Annotated in this window: 13 protein-coding genes, 1 tRNA gene and 1 pseudogene; 3 read left to right on the plus strand and 12 right to left on the minus strand. The window is 63.2% G+C overall.

What is annotated here, in order from left to right:
* Window positions 1-45: 45 nt before the first annotated feature.
* From ACE3TJ_RS09025 to ACE3TJ_RS09045, 5 genes are all read right to left on the minus strand, one after another.
* Complete coding sequence (locus ACE3TJ_RS09025) at window positions 46-1,974, minus strand: alkyl/aryl-sulfatase (RefSeq protein WP_374595778.1); 1,929 nt, start codon at window positions 1,972-1,974, stop codon at window positions 46-48.
* 69 nt (window positions 1,975-2,043) lie between these two features.
* On the minus strand, window positions 2,044-2,259 hold the full coding sequence (locus ACE3TJ_RS09030) for a sulfurtransferase TusA family protein (protein WP_374595779.1): 216 nt from the start codon (window positions 2,257-2,259) through the stop codon (window positions 2,044-2,046).
* Window positions 2,260-2,261: 2 nt separating this feature from the next.
* Complete coding sequence (locus ACE3TJ_RS09035) at window positions 2,262-3,155, minus strand: hypothetical protein (protein ID WP_374595780.1); 894 nt, start codon at window positions 3,153-3,155, stop codon at window positions 2,262-2,264.
* A 73-nt stretch (window positions 3,156-3,228) separates the two neighbouring features.
* Window positions 3,229-3,579 (minus strand): hypothetical protein, encoded by a 351-nt coding sequence (locus tag ACE3TJ_RS09040; protein WP_374595781.1) that lies wholly within the window; start codon window positions 3,577-3,579, stop codon window positions 3,229-3,231.
* A gap of 260 nt (window positions 3,580-3,839) precedes the next feature.
* Window positions 3,840-4,412 (minus strand): hypothetical protein, encoded by a 573-nt coding sequence (locus ACE3TJ_RS09045; RefSeq protein WP_374595782.1) that lies wholly within the window; start codon window positions 4,410-4,412, stop codon window positions 3,840-3,842.
* Window positions 4,413-4,549: 137 nt separating this feature from the next.
* Between ACE3TJ_RS09045 and ACE3TJ_RS09050 the strand changes: the two are divergent.
* Window positions 4,550-4,771: pseudogene (locus ACE3TJ_RS09050) on the plus strand (amidohydrolase family protein); the annotation flags it as partial.
* Window positions 4,772-5,014: 243 nt separating this feature from the next.
* On the opposite strand, the gene ACE3TJ_RS09055 reads toward ACE3TJ_RS09050, so the two are convergent.
* The 4 genes from ACE3TJ_RS09055 to ACE3TJ_RS09070 form a co-directional block, all read right to left on the minus strand.
* Complete coding sequence (locus ACE3TJ_RS09055) at window positions 5,015-5,764, minus strand: FadR/GntR family transcriptional regulator (RefSeq protein ID WP_374595783.1); 750 nt, start codon at window positions 5,762-5,764, stop codon at window positions 5,015-5,017.
* A gap of 98 nt (window positions 5,765-5,862) precedes the next feature.
* On the minus strand, window positions 5,863-6,492 hold the full coding sequence (locus tag ACE3TJ_RS09060; RefSeq protein WP_374595784.1) for an MSMEG_1061 family FMN-dependent PPOX-type flavoprotein: 630 nt from the start codon (window positions 6,490-6,492) through the stop codon (window positions 5,863-5,865).
* Between the two features lie 14 nt (window positions 6,493-6,506).
* Entirely contained in the window at window positions 6,507-7,517 is a 1,011-nt protein-coding gene (locus tag ACE3TJ_RS09065) for a Rieske 2Fe-2S domain-containing protein (RefSeq protein ID WP_374595785.1), read from the minus strand.
* Between the two features lie 16 nt (window positions 7,518-7,533).
* Entirely contained in the window at window positions 7,534-8,031 is a 498-nt protein-coding gene (locus tag ACE3TJ_RS09070) for a RidA family protein (RefSeq protein WP_374599360.1), read from the minus strand.
* An 81-nt stretch (window positions 8,032-8,112) separates the two neighbouring features.
* Between ACE3TJ_RS09070 and ACE3TJ_RS09075 the strand changes: the two genes are divergently transcribed.
* Complete coding sequence (locus ACE3TJ_RS09075; protein WP_374595786.1) at window positions 8,113-10,248, plus strand: TonB-dependent receptor; 2,136 nt, start codon at window positions 8,113-8,115, stop codon at window positions 10,246-10,248.
* Between the two features lie 46 nt (window positions 10,249-10,294).
* Here the strand turns inward: ACE3TJ_RS09075 and ACE3TJ_RS09080 are convergent, their stop codons facing one another.
* The gene (locus ACE3TJ_RS09080; RefSeq protein ID WP_374599362.1) at window positions 10,295-10,987 is read right to left on the minus strand and encodes an alpha/beta fold hydrolase; all 693 of its coding nucleotides are present in this window, start codon (window positions 10,985-10,987) and stop codon (window positions 10,295-10,297) included.
* Between the two features lie 714 nt (window positions 10,988-11,701).
* Window positions 11,702-11,776 (minus strand) — tRNA-Thr (locus tag ACE3TJ_RS09085).
* Between the two features lie 74 nt (window positions 11,777-11,850).
* Here ACE3TJ_RS09085 and ACE3TJ_RS09090 point away from each other — a divergent pair.
* Window positions 11,851-12,021 carry a hypothetical protein gene (locus ACE3TJ_RS09090; RefSeq protein WP_374595787.1) on the plus strand — a complete coding sequence of 57 codons (171 nt, stop codon included), beginning with the start codon at window positions 11,851-11,853 and terminating at the stop codon, window positions 12,019-12,021.
* Here the strand turns inward: ACE3TJ_RS09090 and ACE3TJ_RS09095 are convergent.
* Window positions 12,018-13,805 (minus strand): aminopeptidase P family protein, encoded by a 1,788-nt coding sequence (locus ACE3TJ_RS09095; RefSeq protein WP_374595788.1) that lies wholly within the window; start codon window positions 13,803-13,805, stop codon window positions 12,018-12,020. The genes ACE3TJ_RS09090 and ACE3TJ_RS09095 overlap by 4 nt on opposite strands.
* Window positions 13,806-13,880 lie beyond the last annotated feature (75 nt).

The following is a 13,880-nucleotide window of genomic DNA, read 5'->3' on the forward strand; positions in this document are numbered from 1 at the left end:
GTAAAGTTTTGGTTTCCGCCGATGCTTGCCGAGGGGTTACGATCGCTATGGCAGGGCGAGGCCGAAGGTGGCGGGTGGTGGCTCGAAAAGGCCGGTAAAGCGCTGAAGTTGCGCCGCATCCCCATCGATGCGGAGGATGCCCTTCTGCACGGCGTCCGCCGCCTTCACCTGCCCGCCGACGAGGCCGAGGAACACGCGGCGCGGGCTGGTGAGCGTCACCGCCGGGGCCGCGCCCTCCGTCCACGGCTGATGCACAAGCACGCGGTTCCGCACGCTCACGAGGCGGCGCTCGCCGCTGTCGGCAAGCACGATGCCGATCGAAAGGTCCGCGCCGGCCGCCTTTTCGGGCGACAGGCGCACCGCCATCAGGTCGAGGAGGTCGGCAAGCGGCGTCGACATCGCAATTTCGGAGGTGTTCGCGCCGCCGCCGCTCGTCGAGAGGCCGCGCAGCTCGCGCGCGCCGGACAGGTAGATGTTGCGCCACGGCGCGGTTTCGGTGGCCCATGCCATCTGTTCGAAACTGGCGGCGAGCATTTCGCGTGCGCGCATGTTCTCCGGTTCCGTCATCACGAGGTGGGAGAGGAGTTCCGCCGCCCAGCGCTCGTCGCCGGTTTTGCGCGCTTTCGCGGCCTCGGCGAGCACCTTCTTCGCGCCGCCCATCGCCGCGACAATGCGCTTGCCGCGTTCCACGTCGGGCAGCGGATCGAGGTGCGCGGGGTTGCCGTCGTAGTGGCCCATGTAGCGCTGGTACACGGCGCGGGCGTTGAACTTCAGCGAGCCGTAGTTGGGCCGGTTGAACCACGCGGCGCCCAGCTCCGGCGGAAGCTGGATCGCCTCGGCGATCTCGTTGCCGTTCAGCCCGGCGTTCATCATGCGCACGCTCTGGTCGTGCAGGTATTTATAGGCGTCGCGGTGCAGCGCCATGTAGCGGCGCAGCGTCTCGCCGCCCCAGCGCGGCCAGAAGTGCGAGGTGAACACAACGTCGCTCTTGGGCCCGAAGCGCGTGAGCGCCTCCGTCAGATAGTCCGCCCACACCTTGGCATCGCGCACAAGCGCGCCGCGCGGAGTCAGCACATTGTGCATCGCGCCGTTCGCGTTCTCGGCAAGGCAGAGTGCGCGGAAGTCCGGCAAATAGAAGTTCATCTCGGCGGGTGCCTCGGTGCCGGGCGTCAGCTGGAACTCGAACCTCAACCCATCCACCTGCGTCGTCTCGGCCCCCGCCCGCACCGTATCGGTCGGCGCGATCAGGCTGTACGTCCCCCCCGCCACCACCGGCCCGATCCCCGCCGAAACGATCCCCTCCGGCCCGCGCTCCAGCATGTTCCCGAACATGAAGATGGCCCGCCGGCTCATCGCCGCCCCGGCGATCACGTTCTCCGAGGTCGCGTGCGCCATGAACCCGTCAGGCGCGTAAATCCGCACCTTCCCCGCCTTCACGTCCGCCTCGTCCACGATCCCACGCACGCCGCCGAAGTGGTCGATGTGGCTGTGCGTATAGATCACCGCTGAAACCGGCAGGTCGCCGATGTGCTTCCGGGCGAGCGCCATAGCGGCGCGCGCGGTCTCCACCGTCGTCAGCGGGTCGACGACGATGAGGCCGCTCTTGCCCCGGATCAGCGTCATGTTCGAAAGATCGAAACCGCGCACCTGCCAGATGCCGGGCACCACTTCGAACAGCCCGGATTCGCTTACCAGCTGCGCGTTCCGCCACAGGCTGGGGTTCACCGTATCGGGCGCCGCGCCTGCGATCTTCGCGTCGTCGGCGAACGACCGGATCACACGGCCATCCGCCCCAAGCACATCTGCGTCCGGCCGGGCGAGAAGGCCGCGCCGCGCAAAATCGAAGTCCTCGGTATCGCCAAAGGGCAAGGCCGCCGCTGCCGCGCTGTTCGCAGCCTTCGTCGCCGCACTCGGTGCTTCCGCCACCGCAGGATGCGCTGCCGCAAGCGCCACCACGATCCAAAGGCGCATCATCCCATCCTCCCTGTTTTGCGTCATGCTGCATGAATCAGGGGACGGCGCAAATGGCGAAGGTGACAGTGTCTAGGGAGTGCCCCGCTTGATGCGCCAGCGGAGCGTCCCCGTTTCCTCGGCGAAGACGCCCTGCTCACCCGCGAACGCCGGCACATCGCGCGCCGCGGCGGGATCATCGGCGACAAGCTCGAACTCGGCCGCCTCGGGATGCTCGCGGAGCGCACGCGCCAGCCGCAGCACGGGGAGCGGGCAACGCATTCCGCGCGCATCCACCCGCACCGTCACGCTCAGCGGATCTCGAACAGCTTGATGCTCCGGCTCGCGTACAGATAGGCGAGCACGAGCGAGGAAAACAGCCGGCGCTTGCCCCGCCGCCCGCGCGCGATGAACACCCCTTCGGGATGCCGGTAGAGGTTGGGATAAACCTCCTCTGACTCCTCGACGAGTTGGTCCTTCGCGGCTGTGTCGAGGCCGCGCCAGCGCGAATAGGTGCGTCGCTGCCGCCGCCGCTCGCGCACCACCAGCCAGAGCACGGCCCCACCTGCCGCAAGACCGACACCCATCGCGAGGCCCGCGAGCCACTGACGGCCCTCGTGCGTTTCCACCTCGCGCGGCGTGGCGATCGCCTCATCCGGCAGCGCCTCGTCCTCATCCTCCGGGCTTTGCGCGTCTCGCGCTTCGGCCTGTTCGTGCGCCAGATACTCCTCGACGCGAAGCCCCATCACCGCCTTGATAGGGCCGTCCGCAAGGCGCATCTGATCGATCGTACCATCGCCGCCCGAAACGAAGCCCTCGCCCGATGCGCCCACCGTGATCGCATAGAGCGGCCGTTCGGTGCATTTCACCTTCAGCGTGCGCGCGCGCGCAGAGGAGCGGAACACCTGATATTCGCGAACGCGCGGGCAGTTCACATCAAGCTCGATCACGGCCGCCGAAACGAGCTTTTCCAGTTCCTCGTCCGCGGCCCCGCTTTTCAGCGCATGGAAAAGCCGCGTCGTTGCAGGCTGCAGCGCCAGGAGGCTGGGGTCCGGCTCGGTTTCAGCGGCAGGCCCCGCAGACTGCGCGGGTTCCAGCGTCTCCGGGTCACCATCGAGCACGGCTTCGGGAACGACCGGAGGCTCGCCCGTCGCCACAGTCGGCGCGAGCATCAGCGCAATCGTCAAAAGAGCCGCGGATGGCATGGTGCTGATTGATACCGATGCCGCGGCGCTCTGTCAGCACGGAACAGCAACGATGGAGATAGCAGGGCCCCGCCTAAGCCGCTTTCGCTCGCAGGACGTTGCACAGCGCCCGGTCGAGCACAGACGTGGTGATGTGCCCATGCCGCGCGAGCCCGACGAGCCGTGCCTCGGTTACCGGGCCGAGAAGGGGGCGCAGGCCCGTGCGTAACATATCGACAAAGGCGGGTGCCCGTTCGGAAAGCACGCGCAGCTGATCTTCCGACAGCTGCCCCTCGGAAACCGCCTTCACTGCGGCATTGAAGGCTTCAGGGTCGGTGACGTGTGCCCGCGCCGCTGCCTCCAGTATCACATCCGCGCGTCTGGTGAGGAGTGTTCCTGCCTGCACCATGGCATTGATCTGGTTCGCAAACTCTTCCGGACCCATACACGACCCCCGATTGATACCCAGCCAGCTAGGCATCTCCGCGCGCGCGGATAAGCCTCTCTCCGACCTTCCGGGCGAGAAACGCGGCAGACCGTTCGGGGCGATGGCGGACGAAAAAGGACCGCCGCTGCAAATCCTGCAACGGCGGCCAGGGACGGTGATGACACTGGCGACTTAGAATTTCGCTGTTGTACCGATGTAGAAGTAACGGCCGATGTTGTCGTACGGCGAGCTTCCCGTCGGCGTCACTTGGTCACCCGTCACCATGTTGTAGGGCGGCAGGCGATCGAAGGCGTTGTCCACGCCCGCATAGAGGTTGAACCGCTCGTCCACGTCGAAACCCAGACGGAAGCTGTGGTAAAGACCTCGGGGAACCAGATCACCGGGAAGGCATCCGGGTTCGTGGGAGCCCGGCCCTGATGCGACAGCTGCGTCTCGTATTCCGTCGCAATCGTCTGACGACCGATATACTGGAGCTGGTAGCCGAAATCCCAGCGCCCGAAATCGAGCGTCATCGATAGGCGGCCGCGCCATGTCGGATCTCCGAGTTCACTCTTCTGCCGGTTCGAGAATGTCGGATCGTTGATGTTGGTGAAATTGTTCCGCTTGATCACGTAGCTCGCCACGGCACGAAGGCTAAGATCCACCGAGGGGGAAACCGAGGTACGGTATGAAACGTCGAAATCGATGCCCGACGTTTCCGTCTTCGCGAAGTTGAAGGGCTGCTGGACGAACGAATTGCCGGTCGTCGCAAGCGTTACCGTCGAACCGGCGTGGTTGACGTTCGATTGTCCGAGGAAGGTGCCGTTGGGTTGCGATTGATCAGCGCACAATACTGATTATCGATCCCGCGCTGCCACCGCGTGGGGCTTCCATCATTCTCGTTGAAAACGGGCGCATCACCGCGATCGGCGACGACATCGCGGTGCCAAAGGATGCGCGCACAATCGATCTTTCCGGCTACACGGTGATGCCGGGTCTGATCGACACGCATGTGCACCTCACCTTCGACCCCAACGTTCGCTGGAACCCGGTCACCGAAACTCGCGAATACGCCGTGGCGATCACGCTGCATCATGCCGAAACGCTGGCGCGTGCCGGCTTCACAACAGTGCGCGATCTCGGCCCTGACCAGTTCTTCAGTCAGGCGGCGCGCGACGCCGTTGCAGCAGGCCTGCACCCCGGCCCGCGCATCATCACGGCTGCGAAGCTCTCCATCATCGGCGGTCACGGCGAGCCCGCACGCATGAATCCGCGGCGCTCGGTTTGCCCGAGAGTCGTACGTGCTGGGGTCGGTCAGGACCGTTCGACCCAGTATCATTCTGCCCATACACAATGCTGTGAGCACTGCCTGACACCCGCTATTTACCCGGCCTTCCATTTTTCAACGAACCAGAGCCTTGGTAACGCTGTTCTTCGACGAGCGTGTTATGAACTATCGGTCTTTACGCTTGCCCTGTTTCCGCGCGAGGGCGATCCAGATTTCGACTTCCTTCCGGTCACGATTGACGAGGCGGGCGGCGAGTTTTCCGTCACCGCGCTCGATAGCCGCGACGAGGTCGTCGTGCAGTGACTGGAGCGCGAGGGTCGACGTGCCGGGTGCTGCGGGGCCGGTGAAATGCAGAAGCGCCTTGAAGGCCTGCTCGATGCGCGCGCGGTTCGTGCGATAGAGCTCGGCGGCAAAGCGGCTTCCGCCGGCTTCGAGGATGGCGATGTGGAGATCGGTATCCACGGCTGCCACGGCACTCATATCCTGCGCCTCAAGGTGCTTCTTGGCGCTCTCGAGCAGCTGTCGGATCGCCTTCATCTGGCGGCCGGTACGCCGGAGCGCCGCCTGCTCGGCCGCTGGCGTCTCAACGGTATAGCGGAACGCATAGATATCTGCGGCTTCGTCGAGGCTCATCGTGCTTTGCGCATGTGCCTTCGTACGGCGATGATCCACCACATAGGAGCCCGAGCCAGTACGCGTTTCCACCCGATTGAGGTGACTGAGGACCCGCAGCGCTTCCCGGATGGTCGAACGGCCGACGCCGAACTGACCGGCGAGCTTCATCTCAGGCGGAAGCCTGTCTCCTACCTTGTAGACGCCCTTGTCCATGGCGTCCTGAAGCGCTTCGATGACCTGGTCGACCAGGTAGTGCGGCCGAACCTGTCCGCCCTCTGGAGGCCCCTTGTCCTTGCTCATTCGATCCCCGGCGATGTCGTCGTCAGCATCCCTTAACAAGCGCGCGGCATCTGTAAAGCTGTCATACAGCCGGGATGAGCTTTCGCGGTGAAGTCCGCTCAGTATAGCTCGTGCGTCAGGCCGTGTTCGTAGAAGGCATTGAGCTGATCGACACTGAGTTCGGTGATCTTCGCCATGTCGGCGAGAACCTTGCCGACGGTCGGGAAGCCGCTAACATCGGGCCAATTTTCCGGTTTCCAAAGATGCGAGCGGCGGAAGGCCTTGCCGCAGTGGAAATAGGCCTCGCGCACGCTGACCTTTACCGCTGCTTTCGGTACCTTGCCTTGCTCGGCCAGCCGTTCGAGAACGGCCGGGTCGCGCGTCACGATGGCGTCGCCGTTGATACGCAGGAACGTATCAAGCCTCGGCGCCATGAAGAGGAGGCCGACGCGACCGTTCTCGATCACGTTGGAGAACGTTTCCATCTTGTTGTTGCCAGGCCAGTCGGCAAAGCCCACGCTTCGACGATCCAAAGCCTTGACGAAACCGGGCTCCCCACCGCGCGGTGACGCATCAAGCCCGGCCTCCGTTTCGGAGGCCACGCAAACAATGGGCGCCAGTTTCATATACTGGATCATGTAATCGTGGATGAAATCGAACTTCGATCTCACGATCAACGGGCTCGGCGTATCGTAGTGCTGCCGCAGTTCCTCAAGGGTCGAGATTTTGTAGGGATCAGTCTCGGTCATCGCACGCTCCTCGGCTAATCGATGAACTCGGCGGAAGGGTGTGCCCGCGGGAAACGACGTATGTAATCAAGGAAGCGCGCCAGAGTCGCATCCGAACGTGTGAGTGAGCCGACGCGGAAATGGATCGTCTGACCGATTGCCGAATCTTCCATCGCGATCGCAATTTCGTGAAGGCGGGCTTCCTCCAGAAAAGCGCGAACCTCCGCCTCATCCTCGGTGCGCTCCGCCGCGAAAACGGAAAACATGCGGCTCTGTGACGGGGTGGGGAGGCCCATACCGGTCATGAAGCCGAACCAGCGACCGTCCAGCGTGCCTGTCTGGAAAAAGATCGACGTGCCCACGATACCGGCGCGGATCGTCATGCGCCGGCCGCCCCAGAGGCCATCCATATCATAGAACATGCTGTGGTCTGTCCAGGCCACGTTTCCTTCGGGATTGGGGCCTTTCAGATCGAACTTGTGCAGGTACAGGAGGTGCTGGATATCAGGCGTCTGCGCGCAGATGATCCAGGGATCGATGTTCATCGGTACCGGGAATTCCTGCGTGTCGGTGAGGACGTCCGCGTCGGAAAAGGGCCAGTCCGGAATTTCGAACCACGGTTCTTCTCCGTTGAATGCCCAGATGAGTCCGTGCTTTTCCTGCGTAGGAAAGGCGAACAGCGACGCTCGTCGGGGCGCGGGGTCGCCGCTGCCGGTTTTCTGGCAAATGCCGTCCCTGTTGAATTCCCACATGTGATACGGACACTGCACGTGGTTGCCGACAACCTTGCCGACGGAAATATCGGCTCCGAGGTGCGGGCAATAGGCACTGGTCACCTGAGCGGCGCCGTCAGCGCCCCGGAAGGTAATGACACGCCCACCGAGGAAGGGAAAGCCCTTTACCTCCCCGGCACCGATATCCGAGGACATGCAGATCGGGAACCAGCTTTGCGTATACAGGCCGTTCTCGCCTTCCATGGGTACATGTTCGCCCAGCAGGCGGCGTCTACGCGGCTGCGCCGTATCGGTTTGGATGACAGTCGCCATTCTTAATGCCTTTCGATCAGTTTCGTTGGCCGGGCAGAAGCGCATCGACCTGAATTTCCACCAGAAGCTCAGGAAACAGCAGGCGCCGGACTTCAATGCCCGTGGAGGCCGGGAAAGGGCCGTTGCCGTAGAAAGTCTTGCGCAGGGGGATAGCAGCGGCGAGCGCATCCATGTCTGTCACGTACATGATCTCCCGCACCACATTGGCGAAGCTCAGCCCGAACTCGGTAAGTGTGCGGCCAATCTGGCGGTAGACAAACTCGAACTGGGCATTGAAATCGCCGACATGGAGCGGCTTGAAATCGGCATCCAGACTGGTCGTGCCCGAGATATGCAGCAGCCTTCCGTCGCTTACCGCCTGCGCAAAGCCGATTTCCCGCTGTGCAGCCTGCCATTCGGGAAGGAAGAAGTGATCACAATCCGGCATCTTGGGCCTCCATTGGTCTGGCTGTCTGACAGATTTAAATATCTGCGTCAATGGCGACATCGGCGTGGATCCGCGATGAAATATCATTGCCAACACATTCGCCTTCTGTCATCTGTCTGACAGCCTGACAAAAGATTGGGTCATCTCAAGAATGAAGGGAGAGTGTTTATGCGAAGCAAAAAGGGAATGCTCCGTCTAGCCTGCTGCACTGCCGCTGTTGGAGCCTTGACGGGTGGCTTCGGAGCCCACGCCGAGACGACGGCCAACGAAAACGGCGTAGCGAGCGGTGACGAGATCGTCATCAGCGCCCGCCGCCGCAATGAGGCGCTTCAGGACGTGCCGATTGCGGTGACGGTCCTGACGTCCGAAGAGATTGCAAAATCGGGTGTTCAGGGCGTCGGCGACATTGCCAACCTCACGCCGAACGTCAGCTTCGACAATGCACTCAATCTCGGCACGAACTTCCTCACGATTCGTGGGCAGGGCCAGAGCCAGTATGCACCGCCTCCGGCCGCGATCGTGGTCGATGGTGTGCTCACGATCTCGCCGCTTCAGTTCAACGTCGATGAATTCGACCTGCAGCAGGTTGAAGTCCTGAAAGGGCCGCAGGGCGCCATTTATGGGCGGAACGCCATTGCCGGTGCTGTCAACATCACCAGCCGCAAACCGGGTGACACGTTTGAAGCGCGAATGCTTGCGGGCTACGGCCGCGGCGAAGAATGGCGTGCAAAAGCCAGCATAAGTGGCCCCGTGGTTCCCGGGCTGCTTTCGGTTTTGGCCGGTGTCTCGTTCACTGATCGGCGCGGTCAGGTAGAGAACGTCACGACCGGCGCCTATTCGGACAAGATGAAAGACCTGACCGGCCGGCTACGGGCCATCGTGACACCTGCAGATGCCGTCGAGATCGACGTCAAGTATACCTACTCCGACGCGAAGGGGCGCGATCCTGCATATATCACCAGTCGCTCAGGCGACCCTTCGGTGAGTTCGGACCCTCTCGATGCCAACCGTGAGGGCCGCAACCCGAGGACGCTCCACGACCTGTCGGGCAAGCTCAGTGTCGAATCCGGCTTCGGCACGGCGACACTGACGCTAGCCTATGTGCATGTTTCGGAAAATGTCGAGGCGGACTTCGACTTTTCGCCGCTCGATATCTTCGCGGTGAAGCAGAAGCAGAGCGAAAGCGGCTTCTCCCAGGAGCTTCGCTTCACATCCACTGACGGCGGCCCCCTGCGCTGGCTGGTCGGCGGCTATCACGTGCGCTCGAAACGGCGTATCGGCGCCGATATTTTCGTCGATCCGTTCTACTTCGGGCTGACGCCGGAACCGACGCAGGCAGATTTCCTGATCAGCCAGAGCAACGATCTCAACCGCTACGAAACCTGGTCCGGTTTCGCGAACGTCGAATACGATATCCTGCCCAATCTGGAGGCTGCCGTCGCCATTCGCTATGACGACGATGATCTCACCCAGCATCCGGGCGCGGGAGGTACACGCCGCGCCGGCTTTTCGAAGTGGCAGCCGAAGGGTACGCTGACGTTCAAACCCACGCAGGAGCTCATGTTCTACTCCTCTGTAGGAAAGGGCTTCCGCAGCGGCGATTTCAACGCCAGCGGATCGAGCTTCGGCGATCCGGTGATCGCCGCCGAAACCGCAATCAACTATGAAATCGGCACCAAGGGGCGCCTGTTCGATGGACGCGCGATGCTCGATGCTGCCGTTTTCCGAACCGACCTTGATAATGGACAGTTCAAGCTGTTCGATGCGGTCGGCGCGACCAATGTCGGTATCAACATCGATAAAACACGCATCGAAGGCTTCGAAGTCGCGGGCGCCTTCCGGTTGACGCCAGGCTTCACGCTCAGTGCAAGCCTTGGTTATGCGGACCCGAAGATACGCGGCTTCACACCACCGCCCGGCTTCGGCGGCTCGACAGCCGACTATATCGGCAACCGTCCCCCGCGTATTTCACGCTACACCGCCAACGTCGGCCTCGACATCGACCTGCCCGTTGCTGATGATCTGAACTTCTACGTACGCCCGGAATTTCGCCACACGAGTGGTTTCTACTGGGATCTGGAGAACGACTACCGCCGCCCATCGGCGAACCTCGTCAACCTGCGCACGGGCCTCAGCGATGCCAACGGACGCTGGACCATCGCCGGCTGGATAAAGAACGCGCTCTCGGAAAAGGTGACGGGAGAGTACCAGCCCTTCACCAACTCCGGCCATCCGCTCGGCATCGACGTCTACTATCCCGCCGTGGGCGCCACATATGGAATCGAACTGACCTACAGCTTCTGAGGAGACCGGGCGCTCGATCAAGGGTCGGGCGCCCGGTTATCGCCGATCAGCGTCGGAGAATTTCATGTAGGCGCGCTGCAACCGCGCCGGCATGAGTCATGATCGCCATATGCCCGGCCTCGATCTCGCTCACGCCCCACCCTTCGGCCTCAACCTCCGCCGCCGTTGTGCCGAAGAACGGAAACCCCGTGAAACGCACATAGTCGCGACTGCAGTGCACAGGCGCATCAAATTGTGCCGCATCCGCGAATCCTCTCAGCGGCATCGGGCGCAGTCGCTCCACGACCTTCTGCGTATCCGCCGTTTCAGGGAGCCCCAAAAATGCCGCGCTCGGCGGCTGGATGAATCCTTCGCCGATCAACGGCGAGAAGACATCACGAAGCTCCGGATGCTTACCGAAGAGCGATTGGCCGTGCCGAAGCGTGAAACCGTCAAGGACGATCAGATGGCGAACAAGGTCGGGCCTCGCGGCAGCGACTTCGGCCGCGACCACCGCTCCATAACTATGGCCGACGAGCGCGATACCGTCGCTATCCAGAAACGTCAGAGTCTCCAGAACGTCAGTGACATGTGTGGAAAGGCCCGTCCTTTCCGTACCCAGATGCACGCGCTCGGCGAGTCCCGTCAGGGTGAGGGCATGAGTTTCGAAACCGAGCTCCAGGAGTTCAGCTTGCAGCGGATACCAGCACCAGCCGCCTAACCAGGCTCCGTGAATCAGGACAATAGGGGGTAAGGTCATTGGCAAAGTCTAAACGCATTATCTATCTGCGCACAACATTTGTCTGACAGATTTTCGACTCATTACATTGTTGTGGTTAGCATCTCCCTAGCAACAACAGCTCCCGCCAACTTAGCGCCATTCGAAGCCTAACCGAGAAGGCTGGTTCGGTGCCTCATTTTTCATTTGCCTCGATACATACGGGCCTCTGGCCCCATCGCCATCATTCGAAGATATGGTCAGGCTGCAGAGCTATCACCGTATCTACATGTGGAAGCCGGAAGCTTGCGAAGGCGTACCATTGCAGCGTGAAAGCCTGCATCGAAGCAGTAAAATCAAAACGGCACCGGCGAGCGCATCGCCGGTGCGACGCGGCACAGTCACCTCACCCGCCTTGCCCGGCTGCGCTTTCTCGCGCCGGACATCGTGTCGGCTATCATCGGGCGGCAGCAGCCGGTCGGCTTACCGCCCGAACCCTGCTGCGCATCGCAGACCTGCCGCTCGCGTGGGGTGAGCAGCGCCGCATGCTCGGCTTCCGCTGAGCCGCGCCAGTACCATCTCAGGACACCAATCTGTCCAACAGAGATAATGTGCGAGAAGTGACGATGATCGCCGCCGCTCGTCAGCGTCTCTGTCCTCAAATCGCGAAGTCGGCCTCAAAAATGGCGCGGAAACGTGGGATTCTCTCAGGCTCAGAGCGGAACCCGCTCTCAGAACAAGGAGTCTAAGACTGAATGGTGCTGCCGGAGAGGATTGAACTCTCGACCTCAGCCTTACCAAGGATGCGCTCTACCACTGAGCTACGGCAGCCTGCCATTCATGCGGGCGGCGTCCTATGGGCGAGCAGGCGGCGCCTTGTCAAGCAAGGTGCTTGGCGAAAGTGCATGAAACCCGGTAGACACTGGCCGATGACCAGCACGCCCGCCGACGACCGCAAAGCCCGCCTCGCCGCGGCGCTGCGGCAGAATCTGCATCGCCGGAAGGCGGCCTCCCGGGCAGCACCGGAACAGGTGACCGGCTGTGTCGCGCAGGAGCGGGAGCCGGACCCAACCTAGATCGCGTGTGTCGCTTCGGCGAGCCAGCCGCGCACGTCCTCGGGAACCATGGGCGTCAGCGTCTCGCGGACGCGGGCGTGATAGGCGTTTAGCCAGGCCCGCTCCGTATCGCTGAGCAGTGTTGCGTCGATGAGGCGGAGGTCGATCGGTGCCAGCGTCAGCGTTTCGAAGCCGAGCATGGTTTGCTCGGCGCCTTCCACCTCGACAGGGACGACCAGCACGAGGTTTTCGATGCGGATGCCGTATTCGCCGGTCTTGTAGTAGCCGGGCTCGTCCGAGAGGATCATGCCCGCCGCAAGCGGCTCGTCGCCGCCGCCGAAGGTGGCGATGCGCTGCGGGCCTTCGTGTACCGAGAGGAAGCTGCCGACGCCGTGGCCGGTGCCGTGCGCGTAGTCGAGCCCTGCCTGCCAGAGGAACTGGCGCGCCAGCACATCGAGCTGGCTGCCGCGCGTGCCGACCGGGAAGCGCGCCGTGGCGAGCGCGATATGGCCCTTGAGCACACGCGTGAAGCGGTCCTTCATCTCCGCCGTCGGCGTGCCGACGATCATCGTGCGCGTCACGTCGGTGGTGCCGTCGAGGTACTGCCCCCCCGAATCGAGCAGGAAGATGCTGTCCTGCTCGACCTTGCGGTTCGTCTCCGGCGAGACGCGGTAGTGGACGATCGCGCCGTTCGGCCCCGCCCCCGAGATCGTGTCGAACGACAGATCCTTCAGCAGGTTGGATTCGCGGCGGAAATCCTCCAGCTTCGCCGCGACGGTGATCTCGTCGAGCGTGCCTTTCGGCGCCTCGCGGTCGAACCAATCGAGGAAACGGGAGAGTGCCGCGCCGTCGCGCACGTGCGCGGCCTTCGTGCCTGCGATCTCGACCGGGTTCTTGATCGCCTTTGCAAGGATGCAGGGGTCGCGGGCCTCGACGATGCGCGCACCCCCGGCCTCCAACGCCTGGAAGATCGCGGCCACACACGTTGCCGGGTCGGCCGCGACGGTCTTGCCCGCCTTGCCGAGCGCCGTAAGCGCCTCCACGAACGCCTCCGGGGGCTGGAGCGCGACATCCGGCCCCAGATGCGCGGTGACTTCGGGGGTGATCTTCGCGGGCGCGGTGAACAGCTGCGCCTTGCCGTCCGCCGAAACGATCGCGAAGGCCAGCGCCACGGGTGTGCGGGAGACGTCACGACCGCGCACGTTGAACAGCCAGGCGATCGAATCGAGCGCGGCGATCACCACGCAGTCCGCCTTCTTCTCGCCGAGCCATCGCGCAATGTCGGCGCGCTTTTCCGCAGATGCCTGCCCCGCCAGTTCCTCGCCATGCACCTCGAAGCGCTCGGTGGAGGGGGCGGGGCGGTCGGTCCAGACGCGGTCGACGGGGTTGTCCGGCACCGGCACGAGTTCGGCGCCCTTCGCCGCGAGCCGCTTGCCCGTCGCCTCCGCCCAGCCGCGCGTGTGCAGCCACGGATCGAAGGCGATGCGCTGCCCCGGCCCGACCTTCTCCTCCAGCCAGTCGGCGATCTGCACCTTGGGCACGCCAAGGTACTGGTAGAGCGTGCCATCCACCTGATCGCGGACCTGCAGCGTGTAGCGTCCGTCGACGAAGATGCCTGCCTCGCCGCTGAGCACCACCGCGGACCCCGCAGAGCCCTCGAAACCCGTGAGCCATGCCAGCCGCTGCGCGTAGCTGCCGACATATTCGCTCATATGCTCGTCGGTGAGCGGCACGACGAAGCCGTCGTAGCGGTTTTCCGCCAGCGTGCGGCGCAGCGCAGCCAGCCGGTCGCGGTAAGTCGACATCGAAAACTCCTCAAAAGGCGGTCCGTGCGGCCGCTTCTCAGCCGCAGCGCCAAGGCTTTGTTAAATTTCGCGTGC

Source organism: Sphingosinicella sp. (assembly GCF_041916975.1).
Classification (GTDB): domain Bacteria; phylum Pseudomonadota; class Alphaproteobacteria; order Sphingomonadales; family Sphingomonadaceae; genus Sphingosinicella.

What these genes read in the sequence shown, in the direction of transcription:
- ACE3TJ_RS09075 (WP_374595786.1), top strand. Translation starts at nt 8,113, where the DNA reads ATGCGAAGCAAAAAGGGAATGCTCCGTCTAGCCTGCTGCACTGCCGCT.
- ACE3TJ_RS09070 (WP_374599360.1), bottom strand. Translation starts at nt 8,031, where the DNA reads ATGATATTTCATCGCGGATCCACGCCGATGTCGCCATTGACGCAGATA.
- ACE3TJ_RS09090 (WP_374595787.1), top strand. Translation starts at nt 11,851, where the DNA reads ATGAAACCCGGTAGACACTGGCCGATGACCAGCACGCCCGCCGACGAC.
- ACE3TJ_RS09040 (WP_374595781.1), bottom strand. Translation starts at nt 3,579, where the DNA reads ATGGGTCCGGAAGAGTTTGCGAACCAGATCAATGCCATGGTGCAGGCA.
- ACE3TJ_RS09065 (WP_374595785.1), bottom strand. Translation starts at nt 7,517, where the DNA reads ATGGCGACTGTCATCCAAACCGATACGGCGCAGCCGCGTAGACGCCGC.
- ACE3TJ_RS09025 (WP_374595778.1), bottom strand. Translation starts at nt 1,974, where the DNA reads ATGATGCGCCTTTGGATCGTGGTGGCGCTTGCGGCAGCGCATCCTGCG.
- ACE3TJ_RS09035 (WP_374595780.1), bottom strand. Translation starts at nt 3,155, where the DNA reads ATGCCATCCGCGGCTCTTTTGACGATTGCGCTGATGCTCGCGCCGACT.
- ACE3TJ_RS09060 (WP_374595784.1), bottom strand. Translation starts at nt 6,492, where the DNA reads ATGACCGAGACTGATCCCTACAAAATCTCGACCCTTGAGGAACTGCGG.
- ACE3TJ_RS09095 (WP_374595788.1), bottom strand. Translation starts at nt 13,805, where the DNA reads ATGTCGACTTACCGCGACCGGCTGGCTGCGCTGCGCCGCACGCTGGCG.
- ACE3TJ_RS09080 (WP_374599362.1), bottom strand. Translation starts at nt 10,987, where the DNA reads ATGACCTTACCCCCTATTGTCCTGATTCACGGAGCCTGGTTAGGCGGC.
- ACE3TJ_RS09055 (WP_374595783.1), bottom strand. Translation starts at nt 5,764, where the DNA reads ATGAGCAAGGACAAGGGGCCTCCAGAGGGCGGACAGGTTCGGCCGCAC.